This window comes from Actinacidiphila bryophytorum (assembly GCF_016916835.1).
GTDB classification, from domain to species: domain Bacteria; phylum Actinomycetota; class Actinomycetes; order Streptomycetales; family Streptomycetaceae; genus Actinacidiphila; species Actinacidiphila bryophytorum.
The window spans coordinates 25,438-38,876 of record NZ_JAFFIX010000041.1; the positions used below are offsets into that span (position 1 = coordinate 25,438).

Below are 13,439 nucleotides of genomic sequence, written 5' to 3' on the forward strand. Positions count from 1 at the left end.
GTTCCCCGCGCCCCTGAAAAACGCTCATCCTCTGCGGCAGAGGGCACCCTCAGGGGCGCGGTCCCGGTCAGAACTTGTTGCGGGGGGTGATGCCCAGGGACATGCCGGAAAGGCCTCGCGCACGCGAGGTGAGCTTGGAGGCGATGCCCCGCAGCGCCGAGCCGGCGGGGGACTCGGGGTGGGCCAGGGCGACGGGGCGGCCGTCGTCGCCGCCTTCGCGGAGGCGGACGTCGATCGGGATGCGCCCCAGGACGGGGACCGTCGCACCGGTCGTACGGGTGAGGCCTTCGGCGACCCGGTCGCCGCCACCCGTGCCGAAGACGTCGACGATCTCGTCGCAGTGCGGGCACGGCATGCCCGACATGTTCTCGACGACGCCGACGATCTTCTGGTGGGTCTGCACCGCGATGGAGCCCGCGCGCTCGGCGACCTCGGCCGCGGCCTGCTGCGGGGTCGTCACGACCAGGATCTCCGCGCCCGGCACCAGCTGGGCCACCGAGATCGCGATGTCACCGGTGCCGGGCGGCAGGTCGAGCAGCAGCACGTCCAGGTCGCCCCAGTAGACGTCGGCGAGGAACTGCTGGAGTGCCCGGTGGAGCATGGGGCCGCGCCACACCACGGGCGCGTTGCCCGGGGTGAACATGCCGATCGAGATGACCTTCACACCGTTCGCCGACGGCGGCATGATCATGTTCTCGACCTGCGTGGGCCGCCCCTCGGCCCCGAGCATGCGCGGCACGCTGTGCCCGTAGATGTCCGCGTCCACCACGCCGACCTTCAGGCCGTCCGCGGCCATCGCCGCGGCCAGGTTGACCGTCACCGAGGACTTGCCGACGCCGCCCTTGCCGGAGGCCACCGCGTAGACCCGGGTCAGCGAGCCGGGCTGGGCGAAGGGGATCTCCTTCTCGGCCTGCCCGCCGCGCAGCGTCGCCGCCAGCTCGCGGCGCTGCTCGTCGCTCATCACGTCGAGTGCCACCCGCACCGCGGTGACCCCGGGAACGGCCGCCACGGCCGTCTGGACGCGCTCGGTGATGGTGTCCCGCATGGGACAGCCCGACACCGTCAGATAGACGGTCACGGCGACCGTGCCGTCCTCGGCGATGTCCACCGACTTGACCATGCCGAGGTCGGTGATCGGCTTGTGGATCTCCGGGTCGTTCACCGTGCCGAGCGCGGCGCGCACGGCCTCGTCGGTCGGTGTGGCGGTGGGCGCGGTGCCCGAGCCGTACGTGGTGGTAGCCATACGTTGATGGTACGGCGGCGGCCGCGGGCCGATCAGCGGCCCCGGCCGTCGGCTTCGTCACCCCCGGCCGGGTGGTGCGCGGCGCGCTCCTCGATCTCCTTGAGCAGGTCCTGCAGCTCCGACCTGATCCAGTCCCGGGTGGCGACCTCGCCGAGGTTGACCCGCAGCGCGGCGACCTCCCGGGTCAGGTACTCGGTGTCGGCGATGCTGCGTTCGTTCTGCTTGCGGTCCTGTTCGAGGTTGACCCGGTCGCGGTCGTCCTGCCTGTTCTGCGCCAGCAGGATCAGCGGGGCCGCGTAGGAGGCCTGCAGCGACAGCATCAGGGTCAGGAAGATGAAGGGGTAGTTGTCGAAGCGCAGCGCTTTGGGCGCGAAGACGTTCCACAGCACCCACAGGATGATGATGACCGTCATCCACACGATGAAGCGCCCGGTGCCCAGGAAGCGGGCGATGCGCTCGGAGAACTTGCCGAAGGCCTCCGGGTCGTAGGCGGGCAGCCACCTGCGGCGGGAGGCGCGCGGCTGGTCCAGGCGCACCCGGGGCCTGGGGGCCGCGGTGGCGCCCGCGGGGTGCCGGCCGGTGACGTTGCGCTCGCGGTCCTCAGCGGCCATCGGTGTTCTCCGTCACGGGCCCGAGGTGCTCGGCGCCGCGCAGCTCGGTCTCCCGCCAGTCCTCGGGCAGCAGGTGGTCGAGCACGTCGTCCACGGTGACCGCGCCCAGCAGCGACCCGCTCTCGTCCACCACGGGGGCGGAGATCATGTTGTACGTGGCCAGGAAGCTGGTCACCGCAGGCAGCGCCGTGCCGGGGGCCAGCGGCTGCAGGTCGGTGTCCACGATCGAGCCGAGCAGGGTGAAGGGCGGGTCGCGCAGCAGCCGCTGGAAGTGCACCAGGCCCAGGTACTTGCCGGTCGGCGTCTCGTCCGGCGGGCGGCACACGTAGACCTGGGCGGCCAGCGCGGGGGACAGGTCGGGGTTGCGGATCCTGGCGAGCGCGTCGGCGACGGTCGCGTCGGGCCGCAGCACGATCGGCTCGGTCGTCATCAGGCCGCCCGCGGTGCGCTCCTCGTACGACAGCAGCCGCCGTACGCCCGCCGCGTCCTGCGGCTGCATGAGGGTCAGCAGCCGCTCCTGCTCGTCGGCCGGCAGCTCGGCCAGCAGGTCGGCGGCGTCGTCGGGGTCCATGGCCTCCAGGACGTCGGCGGCCCGCTCCTCCTTGAGCTTGCTGAGGATCTCCACCTGGTCGTCGTCCGGCAGCTCCTCCAGGACGTCGGCGAGCCGGTCGTCGTCGAGTGCGGCGGCGACCTCCCCGCGGCGCTTGGGGGACAGGTGGTGCAGGACGTTCGCGAGGTCGGCGGGGCGCAGCTGCTCGAAGGTCGCGACCAGGTTCTCCGCGCCCTGGCCGTCCTCCGCCAGCCGGAAGCCGGTCACCGCGGACCAGTCGACGGTGAGCGTCTCGCCCCCCCGTCGCCCGCCACCGCCTTTCCAAGGAAGCGCTGCGCGCACCCCTCCTGATCGGCGCAGGGCGCCGCCCTTGCCGCGGCGGATGAAGACCTTGTCGATCTCCCAGTCGCGGCGGGCGGGCAGCTGGACCATCGACACGTCGAGCACGGTGACCTCCTCGCCCGCGTCCTCGCCGGTGGTCGCGCTGGTGGCGCCGCCGCCCTGCGGCAGCCAGCGCAGCCTGCGGTCCAGCAGTTCGCCCAGCACCAGGGTCTCGGTGGGGCGCTGCTCGAAGCGCCGCATGTTCACCACGCCCGTGGTGATCACCTGTCCGGACTCCACCCCGGTCACCCGGGTCATCGGCAGGAAGATGCGGCGCCTGCTGACCACCTCGACCACCAGGCCGAGCACCCGCGGCGGACGGCCGCCGACCCGCAGCATCACCACGACGTCGCGCACCCGGCCGACCTGGTCGCCGTTGGGGTCGAAGACGGCGACACCCGACAGGTGCGACACGAAGACCCGGGGCGCGCCTGCGACCATCGCGTCCTCCCTCGGGCCGGTCGTCTTCCCAGGCCAGGCTACTCCGAGTCGATCTTGCCCGCCCTGCGGGGTGCTCGCCGGGGGTACGCTGCGGTAGCTTCTGCCACGCACGCAGCCGCCGTCCGACGAGGAGTCGAGTCCACGTGTATCACGGTCGCAGGACCGCCGCCGTCCTCGCCGCCGTCGCCGCGGCCCCGCTGCTGGGCGGCTGCCTCGGGCTCGGCGGCGACCCCGACGCCGGGACGAACGGCGTCGCCAAGCTGCCCGCCGCGACCATCGAGCAGAAGGCGGGGGCCGCCGCGCAGGCCGCGCCCGCGGTACGGCTGACCGGCACCGTGGTCAGCAACGGGCAGACCTACCGGCTGGACATGCGGCTGCGCGCCGACGGCGGTGTCGGCGAGGTCACCACCAAGGGCGACACCTTCCAGCTGCTGCGGGTCGGCGACGACCTCTACCTCAAGGCGGGCGCCGACTTCTACGGCACCGGCGACGACAAGGACAGCCAGGCCGCGGCTGCCAAGCTCAACGGCAAGTACGTCAAGGTGCCGCCGGGCGACCCGGCCTACCGGCAGTTCAGCGGCTTCACCGACAAGAAGGTGCTGCTCTCCGACCTGTTCGTGCTCGACGGCACGGTCGACGTCGGCGACCACCGCAAGGTCGGCACCACCAAGACCATCGAGCTGACCGGCTCGGGCGGCGGCAGCCTCGACGTCTCGCTCGTCGGCACCCCCTACCCGCTGCGCTACCAGCGGGCCGGCAACGCGGGGACGCTGACGCTGGTCGACTGGGGCGAGGACTTCACGCTCAAGGCGCCCGCCAAGTCCGAGGTCGTGGACTACGGCAAGACGGTGGGCGCGACCCCCGCGCCCACACCGACGCACAAGAAGTAGGCCGCGGCCTCAGCAGGCCTCAGCAGGCCTCAGCGGCGCGCTTTGCGGCGGGCCAGCAGCCGCGGCAGCCCGGCCGGCATCGGCTGCCGGGTGGTGGCCGGTGTGACCGGCGGCACGGCCGCCCCTGAACCGTCGGGCATCGCGCCCGGGTGCTCGGCCGGGTCGCCCTGCGGGGTCAGCCGGAAGAGCGTGCACTGCTCGGCCCAGCGGTCGGCGACGGTGTCGGCGTCCGCGGAGTTGAGCCGCTTGGTGCGCAGTTCGGCGACCGCCGCCGACCAGTCCTGCGAGCCCGGCGCGAGCACTTCGGCCCTGCCCTGCCAGCTGACCAGCCGGCCGCCCTTGTCCTTGCTGCGCACGGTCACCGACGCGGTGGCGCCGTCGGTGAGCCCGGCAGGCGCCGGCTGCTCGACGGGTCCGCCGCACAGGACGTACATCGCCCCGTCGATCCAGGCGTGCCACATGCCAAGGCCGTTCACCCAGACCAGGCCCGACTTCTTGGTGGCCTCCTCGATGAGGGCGGCGTACTCGCTCGTCATGCGCCAAGCCTAGGGTGCCGCGTCCGCCCGCTGGAATGACAGGTGCTCGGGGTCGCCATGGGCCTTACGCTGGTGGGCGCCGCCCGTACCGCCGTCCCGCACCCCCAGGAGCACCGTGACCGCCCCGCAGAGCACCTCCGCCGCGCTCCCGGTCCCGGGCATACCGGGCGCGGACCAGCCGCACACCGAAGCGGCGGCCTCGCGGGGCGCCGACTTCACGCTGCTGGCCGTCGCCGTCGCCGGGGTGTCGATGTCGGCGCCGCTGATAGCCGCGACCGCGGCCCCCGCACTGGCCATCGCCTTCTGGCGCAACGCCATGGCCGTCGGGGTGCTCAGCCCGGTCGCCCTGTGGCGGCACCGCGCGGAACTGCGCGGCATGGGCCGCAGGGCGCTCACCCTGTCCGGCTGCGCGGGCCTGGTGCTCGCCCTGCACTTCGGGCTGTGGCTGCCCAGCCTGACCATGACCTCGGTCGCCACCTCGACCGCCCTGGTCACCACCACCCCGATCTGGACCACCCTGATCCTGCGGCTGCGCGGACACCGCCCGCCGGCCCTGGTGTGGGCGGGCACCGCACTCGCCGTCGTCGGCGTGCTGATCCTCACCGGCATCGACATGTCCACCGACACCCGCGCCCTGGCAGGCGACGCCCTCGCCCTGGCCGCGGGCCTGGCCGCGGCCGTGTACATGCTGCTGGGCGCGGAGGTGCGGCGTACCGCGACGACGACCGCGTACACCTTCGTCTGCTACTCGACGACCGCCGTCGCCCTGCTCGGCGCCTGCCTGGTGTCAGGTTCGGCGCTCGGCGGCTACGACGGGAAGAGCTGGCTGAAGATCGCCGCCCTCACCGTCGTCGCCCAGCTCCTCGGGCACTCGCTGCTCAACCGCGTCGTGCGCGGGCTCGGCCCGTCCACCACCTCGACGGCGATCCTGCTGGAGACCCCGGGCGCGGCCCTGATCGCCGCGCTGTGGCTCGGCCAGACCCCGCCCGCCGCCGCGTATCCGGCGCTCGGCGTGATCCTCACGGGCCTTGCCCTGGTGATCCTCGCCGACCGCAGGAAGCGCGTGTGAGACTGCCGGGTCAGAGCCAGCCGTTGCGGCGGAAACCGCGGTGGATGGCGTAGCAGATGGCCAGGATCACGCACAGCACCGTCGGGTAGCCGAACCGCCAGCGCAGCTCCGGCATGTGGTCGAAGTTCATCCCGTACACGCCGGTGATCATCGTGGGCACGGCCAGGATCGCCGCCCACGCGGTGATCTTGCGCATGTCCTCGTTCTGCACCACGGTCGCCTGCGCCAGGTTGGCCTGCAGGATCGAGTTCAGCAGGTCGTCGAAGCCGGTGACCTGCTCGTGGACCCGGGCGACGTGGTCGGCGACGTCGCGGAAGTACTTCTGGATCTCCGGGTCGATCAGCCGCATCGGCCGCTCGCCCAGCATCTGCATGGGCCGCAGCAGCGGCGAGACCGCCCGCTTGAACTCCAGCACCTCCCGCTTGAGCTGGTAGATCCGGCCCGCGTCGCCGCCGCGCGAGGACTTGCCCGGCTCGGCGGAGAAGACGTCGATCTCCACCTCGTCGATGTCGTCCTGCACCGCGTCGGAGACCGCCAGGTAGTCGTCCACCACCTGGTCGGCGATCGCGTGCAGCACGGCCGAGGGACCCTTGGCCAGCAGCTCGGGGTCGTCCTCCAGGCGGTGCCGCAGCGCACGCAGCGAACCGTGGCCGCCGTGCCGCACGGTGATCACGAAGTACCGGCCGGTGAAGACCATCACCTCGCCGGACTCCACCACCTCGCTGGTCGCGGTCAGCTCCGCGTGCTCGACGTAGCGGATCGTCTTGAAGACGGTGAACAGCGAGTTGTCGTACCGCTCCAGCTTCGGCCGCTGGTGCGCGTGCACCGCGTCCTCCACCGCCAGCGGGTGCAGCCCGAACTCCTCGGCGATCCCCGCGAACTCCGCCTCCGTCGGCTCGTGCAGCCCGATCCACACGAAGCCGTCACTGCCGTCGCACTGGTCGGACGCCCGCCCGGCCCGCACCGTCTCCAGCGCGTCCCGCAGCCCGATGCTGTCGGTGCACCGCACCCCGTCGCGGTAGACCGCGCAGTCCACCACCGCGCTGGTGCCGGTGACCGCATCACGCGTCGGGCCGTAGTCGTACGACGCGGGGGACTTGCGCAGCGCGGGACGCACGACTGCGCGAAGATCACGGATCATCGACATGGCAAGCTCCTTCACGGACTGGCCGACGGCATCACGCCGCACCGAACTGAAACGCTGCTGTGGGGGTTCAGGCGATCAGCACGCGGTGATCGCCAGGCAGTTCAGGGCGCTCTTCCGAAGCGGGTACGCTCCGCGGGCGGGCCGTGGCAGGTCGCGTTTCACGGCATGACAGCCGGGTAAGGAACGCGAAGGGCTCAGCGGGTCACACCGCGGACGGGGCGGCGGCGAGGGAAGAGCGGCCGGTACTGCACGGTCGACTGGGATCCATGTCAGTCCCCACCTCCTCCGGCCGTTCCCCGCTGGGGGATGACGTACGCGAACGCCCCACCATAGCAAGCCCCGGTGGCGACGACGTCGCGCCTGACCCGATCCTTACGCGTTCTATGCTCGCCGCATGGGTGAAATCCTGGCACTTGTCGAGGCCCGGCTGCGGTCCGCCTTCGGCGAGCCCGACGCCCGCGCGGCCGTCACCTTCCTCGGCGCCGAGCGCATCGAAGTACTCCGCTTCACCCGCGACGACCTGGTGCGATACGCCACGCTCGGCATGTCAGCGCAACCCATGGCCGACCCCGTCGCCCCGCTCACCGACCCCTTGCGCGGGCCGCGCGCCGAACTCGTCCTCACCGTCGCGGCGGGCCGCGCCGACACCTCGGCGGTGCTCCGGCCGCTGGCCGTCTTCGCCGCGTCCCCCCAGGTCGAGGGAGTCGTCGTCGCCGCAGGGAACGCGATGGAACTCGGCGAGCCGCTCTGGCCGGGGGCGCCCTTCACCTCGGTCCTCGTCGCCGAGCCCGGCGGCCTCGTCGACGACCTCCCCCTCCCCGAGCCCCGCGACCCGGTCCGCTTCCACCCCCTCCTCCCGATGACCCCGAACGAAGCGGCCTTCAAACGCGCCCGCGGAGCCGAAGCGCTCCACGCCGCTTGGCTCATCCACGCCACCGACCTCCGCGACCCCCTCCGCGGCACGGTCCCCCTTACGTAAGGCGGCGCCCGATAGGGGCGCGGGGAACTGCGCGCCAAGCCCACCACCGGGGCGCGGGTCGTCACCGTCCGAAAGGGGCAATTCCTGTCGGAGCCGGACCACCGGCCGGTGGGTGGCTGGTCGCGCAGTTCCGCCCCCGCAGCTTCGCCTGGGGGTACCCCAGCGCCTCCTGGGGGTTGCCCTCTTCCGCGGAGGGTGAGCGTTTTCAGGGGCGCGGGGAACTGCGCGCCAAGCCGTCGACTGCGCGCGGGTCGTCACCGGCGGGAAGGGGCTGTTCGGGCCGGAGCCGGACCACCGGCGGGTGGGGGCTCGCGGCAGCGAGGTGGTGGCGGCGGGCCGCGATGACGGCGGCGCCCGTCACGGCCGCGCCGGCCGCGACGAGGAAGGGCACGTGGACGTCGGTCCACGACTCGATCTTGGGCGCGAGATACGGCGCCGCAGCCGCGGCGAACCAGCGGACGAAGTTGTAGCCGGCGGAGGCGACGGGCCTCGGCGCATCCGAGACCCCGAGCGCCAGCTCGGTGAACACCGTGTTGTTGACCCCGATGAACGCGCCGGAGGCGATCGTGCAGACGATCGCCGTGGCGTGCGACCCGTACCCGAGGACGACGAGGTCCGCGGCGAGCAGCAGCAGCGACCCGCCGAGCACCCGCAGCGGCCCGAACGCGGCCTGCAGCCGCGGGGCGATGAGCACGGAGAAGACGGCCAGCAGCACACCCCAGCCGAAGAAGACGGCACCGGACCGGTAGGGCGACATGTCGAGCACGAACGGCGTGAAGGCCAGCACCGTGAAGAAGGCGTAGTTGTAGAAGAAGGCCGACGCGGCGGCCGTCGCGAGCCCGCGGTGGCCGAGCGCCCGCAGCGGGTCGAGCAGCGAGGTGCGGGTGGCGGGCCTGGGCTGCTCCTTGAGGAAGAGCGAGATGGCCACGAAGCCGATGGCCATGAGCGCGGCGGTGCCGAAGAAGGGGTAGCGCCACTTCATGTCGCCGAGCACCGCCCCGAGCAGCGGCCCGCAGGCCATGCCGAGGCCGAGCGCGGACTCGTAGAGCAGGATCGCGGAGGCGGCACCGCCGGTGGCGGCGCCGACGATGACGGCCAGCGAGGTGGAGACGAACAGCGCGTTGCCCAGGCCCCAGCCGGCCCGGAAGCCGACGAGCTGGGAGACCGAGTCGGAGGTGCCGGCCAGGCCGGCGAAGACGACCACGAGGGCGAGCCCGGCCAGCAGCGTCTTCTTGCCGCCGATGCGGCTGGAGACGAACCCGGTGACGAGCATGGCGACCGCGGTGATCAGGAAGTAGCTGGTGAACAGCAGCGACACCTGGCTGGGCGTGGCGTCCAGGCCCTTGGCGATGGACGGCAGGATCGGGTCGACCAGGCCGATGCCCATGAAGGCGACGACGGCCGCTCCGGCGGTGGCCCACATCGCGGTGGGCTGGCGCAGCAGGCTCACCTTCTCGTGCGCCATGTCCTCGAAGCCTTCCGTGCGCTCGGCGCCGCCGCTGTCGTGCATGGCCCGGGTTCCCTCCGGTCGGGAAGTAGTTGCTGTCTACATGCACAGTAGGTTGGGTTTCGCAACTAATGCAACCTGCAGCTACTTCGCGGCCCGCCCGACCAGGCGACGGTGTCCCTCCGGACGGGTGATCGTCCTTGACGCGGGCACCAGGTCGGAGGACCGTGGGGATTTATGAGGGGCGAACCCAGTTGCCCGAAGTGCGGTGGCAGGGTCAGGGCGCCCGGCCTCTTCGCCGACTCCTGGCAATGCGATGTGCACGGCACCGTGTACCCGCTGCAGCCCGTCGTCCCGCCGAGCGTCGAAGGCCTCGGCGTGGTCGTCCACCGGGCGCAGGTACCGGTGTGGATGCCCTGGCCGCTGCCCGTCGGCTGGCTCTTCTCCGGGGTCGCCGCCGCCGGCGACGACCGCAGCGGCGGCCGGGCCACCGCGGTGGCCTGCTCGGGACCCGGACCCTTCGGCGGCCCCGGCGAGCTGATGCTGATCGCCGAGGAGCTGGGCGTCGGGCTCGGCGCCCGCTACGCCGGGATCGACGGCCCGGACCCCGGCCCCAACATGTGCGTCAACAAGCCGCCGCACGCCAAGGTGCTCGCCGCCGGCCGCCCGACCGCCCTGTGGCACGTCGGCGGCGCACCCGACGACCGCGTCGTCTTCGCGGGGGAGGCCCGCGGCCTGTGGCTGTGGGCCATCGTCTGGCCCGAGGAGACCGGGCTGCTGATGTACGACGAACTGGTCCTCACCGACCTGCGGGACGCCGGCGCCGAGGTCGACCTGCTGCCGTGCGGCGCACTGACCCCCAGGCTGCTGGCCTGACTCGCTGAAGGCCTGGGAATCGCAGGCCCGGGCGAACGCTATCCTTGGCTTCGTCCCTGTCCGCGCCGTCCCCGGGAGCCCGTGCCGTGCGCATCGACCTGCACACCCACTCCACGGCGTCCGACGGCACCGACACCCCCGCCGAGCTGGTACGCAACGCCGCCGCGGCCGGACTCGACGTCGTCGCGCTCACCGACCACGACACGGTCGGCGGCTACGCCCAGGCCACCGCCGCCCTCGCGGGCACGGACCTGACGCTGGTCACCGGCGCGGAGCTGTCCTGCCGGACGGGCGGGACCAGCATGCACATGCTGGCGTACCTCTTCGACCCGGCCGAGCCGCAGCTGTACGAGGCCCGCGAGCTGGTACGCGACGGCCGCGTGCCGCGCGCGCACGGGATGATCGACAAGCTCCAGGCACTCGGCGTGCCCGTCACCTGGGAGATGGTCGCCCGCATCGCCGGCGACGGCTCCGTCGGCCGCCCGCACATCGCCACCGCGATGGTCGAACTGGGCGTCGTGCCCACCGTCTCCGACGCCTTCACCGAGGAATGGCTCGCCAACGACGGGCGGGCGTACGTGGGCAAGCAGGAGTTCGACCCCTTCGACGCGGTCCGCCTGGTCAAGGCGGCGGGCGGCGTCACCGTCTTCGCGCACCCGGGCGCGCACAAGCGCGGTGAGACCGTCCCGGACGAGGTCGTCGCGGGCCTTGCCGCCGCGGGCCTCGACGGCCTGGAGGTCGACCACGTCGACCACGACGAGCCGACCCGTACGAGGTTGCGCGGGCTCGCCCGCGAACTCGGCCTCCTGGCCACGGGTTCCTCCGACTACCACGGCACCCGCAAGTCCGTCGCCCTCGGCGAGTGTGTCACCGACCCCGAGGTCTACGCCCAGCTCGCGGCCCGAGCCACGGGCGCTCAACCGATCTCGGCGGTCTAGCGCCCACCCCCCAGGCCGTCCGGGGTGCCACCCCGGTCGCCCCCGGACCTTCCGCCGGTGGTGGGTTGCGCGCGCAGTTCCCCGCGCCCCTGTGTGCTCAGCCCTGCCGCAGAGGTCACCCCCAGGAGGCGCTGGGGGTACCCCCAGGCGAAGCTCTGGGGGCGGAACTGCCCGCCCAGCCCCCCACCGGCCGGTGGTCCGGCAACGACAGCAACAGCCCCTTCGAGTCGGTGACGACGCGCGCCACCACGATGGCGCCACCTAGGACGAAAGCTCAGCCATGTTCGACTTCACGTTGTTCGGGTCCGTGTTCTTCACGTTGTTCGTGATCATGGACCCGCCCGGCATCACGCCGATCTTCCTCGCGCTGACGTCGGGGCGTGCCACGAAGGTCCAGCGGCGGATGGCGCTGCAGGCGGCCGGCGTGGCCTTCGGCGTGATCGCGGTGTTCGGGATCTGCGGGCAGCAGATCCTGGACTACCTGCATGTGTCGGTGCCCGCGCTGCGGGTCGCCGGCGGGCTGCTGCTCCTGCTGATCGCGCTGGACCTGCTGACCGGCAAGGCGGACGAGCCGACGCAGACCAAGGACGTCAACGTGGCACTGGTGCCGCTGGGGATGCCGCTGCTCGCGGGACCGGGGGCGATCGTCACGGTGATCCTGGCCGTCCAGCACGCGGACGGCTTCGCGCAGCAGACGTCCGTGTGGCTGGCCATCGTCGCGATGCACGCGGTGCTGTGGCTGACGATGCGCTACTCGCTGGCGATCATCCGGGTGATCAAGGAGGGCGGTGTGGTCCTGGTGACCCGGCTGTCCGGGATGCTGCTGTCGGCGATCGCCGTGCAGTCCGTCGCGAACGGCGTCTTCGGCTTCGTCCACGGCCAGGGCTGAGGGGGCCGGCCGGCCCCCGGGCGCGGCGCCCCGGACATGCGAAAGCGCCCCGTACGGACCTGCTGTACGGGGCGCCGTTGCGTGAGCCTGCGATCAGTCCGCCGGGCGGATGTAGATGCGCTGGCCGAGGGCAGCGGCCTGCTGCACGATCTTGTTGACGGCGGAAGCGTCCACGACGGTGCTGTCCACGGCGTCGCCGTTCCTGTCGTCGAGTCGCATGATCTCGAAGCGCATGGGGCTTCTCCCTTCGTCCCTCGTTACATGTGTGGTCAACGAACACCCCCTTCAAAACATTCCCTACCCTAAATAAACTCTTTCGCCGGGCCGACTACTTACTGCTGGCAGCACCCTCGCCGGCCCAGAACGCGATCAGTGCGGCGGCCGTCTCGGCCGGTTTCTCTGCGTTCGGGGAGTGCTCTGCGCCCTTGATCACGACGCGCCGTGCGCCCAGCCGCTCCGCCATCGCGTCGAGCTGCGGGACCGGCCACGCGTAATCCACCTCACCGGACAGTACGAGCTTCGGCAGCGGCACGGCGGCAAGTTCGCCGACCCGGTCCGGTTCTGTCATCAACTGGCGTGCCGTGGCGATCAGTTGTTCGGGGGCGGTGGTCACCCAGCGGCGGTGCAGGAAGTCGTCGAGCCAGTCGGGGTTCGCGGCCGGGTCCTCGCGGTCGGCGTCGAGCGCGCGCATCGCCCGCCAGGCCGTCTCCATGTCCATCGTCGGCAGGTGGTCGATCAGCAGCTGCGTCCTGACCTGCTGGTCGGGGGCGATCTCCGCGGGTCCTGAACTCATCAGTGTCAGCGACGCCCACGGCCCCGCGCCGTCGGCGAGCAGCGCCGCCCGGACGATGTGGCCGCCCAGCGAGTGGCCCAGCAGGTGCAGCGGGCCGCCGTCGCCCGCCGCCTCCAGTGCCGCACCCTGCGCCGTGACGTCGGCCGCCAGCTCGCGCTGGGCGTACGCGGCCTCCTCGCGCGGGCCGCCCGACTCGTGCTGGCCGCGGCCGTCGATCGCGACGACCCGGAAACCGGCGGCCGACAGCGGGGCCAGCAGGTCGAGGAAGTCCTCCTTGCTGCCGGTGAAGCCGGGGACGAGCAGCGCGGTGCCGTGCCGCGCGGGGGCGTTCGGGGCGGGCGCGGCGTCCAGGACCGCGAACGACCCGCGCGCGGTCTCCAGCCGGTGGGCCGTCGTGTGCTCGGGCAGGTCGAGGGAGGTCGGTCGGCTCATGCAGCGAGATTACGCGGTGCATATGTCCGACAGGTTGCCTCTGGGCATGAAACACCCCCGGCCAGGCAGGCCGGGGGTGTCCGCTGTGTTGCCCTGTGCCGTACGCGTCAGCCCTGGTCTGCGGCGGCGGGCACCTCGGCGACCGCCTTGCGGGTCCGCTTGCGCGGGGCCTTGACCACCGCCTCCTCGGTGCTGTCCGCGGGGGCGGGCACCTCGG

14 protein-coding genes are annotated in these 13,439 nt (G+C 72.4%); 6 read left to right on the forward strand and 8 right to left on the reverse strand.

What is annotated here, in order from left to right:
* Nucleotides 1-67 precede the first annotated feature (67 nt).
* From JT723_RS33415 to JT723_RS33425, 3 genes are read right to left on the reverse strand one after another with little or no spacing between them, the layout of a single operon-like run.
* The gene (locus tag JT723_RS33415) at nt 68-1,243 is read right to left on the reverse strand and encodes an Mrp/NBP35 family ATP-binding protein (protein WP_205048639.1); all 1,176 of its coding nucleotides are present in this window, start codon (nt 1,241-1,243) and stop codon (nt 68-70) included.
* A 32-nt stretch (nt 1,244-1,275) separates the two neighbouring features.
* Nucleotides 1,276-1,854, reverse strand: a complete 579-nt coding sequence (locus JT723_RS33420; protein ID WP_205048640.1) for a DUF1003 domain-containing protein — start codon at nt 1,852-1,854, stop codon at nt 1,276-1,278.
* A complete protein-coding gene (locus JT723_RS33425; protein ID WP_205048641.1) occupies nt 1,844-3,226 on the reverse strand; it encodes a magnesium transporter MgtE N-terminal domain-containing protein in 1,383 nt (460 codons plus the stop codon). Before JT723_RS33425 ends, JT723_RS33420 begins: the two co-directional genes overlap by 11 nt.
* Before the next feature lie 143 nt (nt 3,227-3,369).
* On the opposite strand from JT723_RS33425, the gene JT723_RS33430 reads away from it, so the two are divergent.
* Nucleotides 3,370-4,116, forward strand: a complete 747-nt coding sequence (locus JT723_RS33430) for a hypothetical protein (RefSeq protein ID WP_205048642.1) — start codon at nt 3,370-3,372, stop codon at nt 4,114-4,116.
* Between the two features lie 29 nt (nt 4,117-4,145).
* On the opposite strand, the gene JT723_RS33435 is transcribed toward JT723_RS33430, so the two are convergent.
* Nucleotides 4,146-4,652 carry a hypothetical protein gene (locus tag JT723_RS33435; RefSeq protein WP_205048643.1) on the reverse strand — a complete coding sequence of 169 codons (507 nt, stop codon included), beginning with the start codon at nt 4,650-4,652 and terminating at the stop codon, nt 4,146-4,148.
* A 115-nt stretch (nt 4,653-4,767) separates the two neighbouring features.
* Here JT723_RS33435 and JT723_RS33440 point away from each other — a divergent pair, with 115 nt between their 5' ends.
* Nucleotides 4,768-5,721 (forward strand): DMT family transporter, encoded by a 954-nt coding sequence (locus JT723_RS33440; protein ID WP_205048644.1) that lies wholly within the window; start codon nt 4,768-4,770, stop codon nt 5,719-5,721.
* 10 nt (nt 5,722-5,731) lie between these two features.
* Here the strand turns inward: JT723_RS33440 and JT723_RS33445 are convergent, their stop codons facing one another.
* Nucleotides 5,732-6,868 (reverse strand): magnesium and cobalt transport protein CorA, encoded by a 1,137-nt coding sequence (locus tag JT723_RS33445; protein WP_205048645.1) that lies wholly within the window; start codon nt 6,866-6,868, stop codon nt 5,732-5,734.
* Between the two features lie 394 nt (nt 6,869-7,262).
* On the opposite strand from JT723_RS33445, the gene JT723_RS33450 reads away from it, so the two are divergent.
* A complete protein-coding gene (locus JT723_RS33450; RefSeq protein ID WP_205048646.1) occupies nt 7,263-7,847 on the forward strand; it encodes a suppressor of fused domain protein in 585 nt (194 codons plus the stop codon).
* 205 nt (nt 7,848-8,052) lie between these two features.
* On the opposite strand, the gene JT723_RS33455 is transcribed toward JT723_RS33450, so the two are convergent.
* Nucleotides 8,053-9,312, reverse strand: a complete 1,260-nt coding sequence (locus JT723_RS33455; protein WP_240166601.1) for an MFS transporter — start codon at nt 9,310-9,312, stop codon at nt 8,053-8,055.
* 219 nt (nt 9,313-9,531) lie between these two features.
* Here JT723_RS33455 and JT723_RS33460 point away from each other — a divergent pair, with 219 nt between their 5' ends.
* The 3 genes from JT723_RS33460 to JT723_RS33470 all read left to right on the forward strand — a co-directional run bounded on the left by JT723_RS33460 (nt 9,532) and on the right by JT723_RS33470 (nt 11,997).
* On the forward strand, nt 9,532-10,170 hold the full coding sequence (locus JT723_RS33460) for a DUF6758 family protein (protein WP_205048648.1): 639 nt from the start codon (nt 9,532-9,534) through the stop codon (nt 10,168-10,170).
* A gap of 86 nt (nt 10,171-10,256) precedes the next feature.
* On the forward strand, nt 10,257-11,108 hold the full coding sequence (locus tag JT723_RS33465; protein ID WP_205048649.1) for a PHP domain-containing protein: 852 nt from the start codon (nt 10,257-10,259) through the stop codon (nt 11,106-11,108).
* A 280-nt stretch (nt 11,109-11,388) separates the two neighbouring features.
* On the forward strand, nt 11,389-11,997 hold the full coding sequence (locus tag JT723_RS33470) for a MarC family protein (protein ID WP_205048650.1): 609 nt from the start codon (nt 11,389-11,391) through the stop codon (nt 11,995-11,997).
* Nucleotides 11,998-12,090: 93 nt separating this feature from the next.
* Here JT723_RS33470 and JT723_RS33475 read toward each other — a convergent pair whose 3' ends face one another.
* Together JT723_RS33475 and JT723_RS33480 are read right to left on the reverse strand one after the other, a co-directional pair.
* A complete protein-coding gene (locus JT723_RS33475) occupies nt 12,091-12,231 on the reverse strand; it encodes a DUF8834 family protein (protein WP_205048651.1) in 141 nt (46 codons plus the stop codon).
* A gap of 94 nt (nt 12,232-12,325) precedes the next feature.
* Nucleotides 12,326-13,222, reverse strand: coding sequence for an alpha/beta fold hydrolase (locus tag JT723_RS33480; RefSeq protein WP_205048652.1), 897 nt, complete (start codon nt 13,220-13,222; stop codon nt 12,326-12,328).
* Nucleotides 13,223-13,439: the final 217 nt, after the last annotated feature.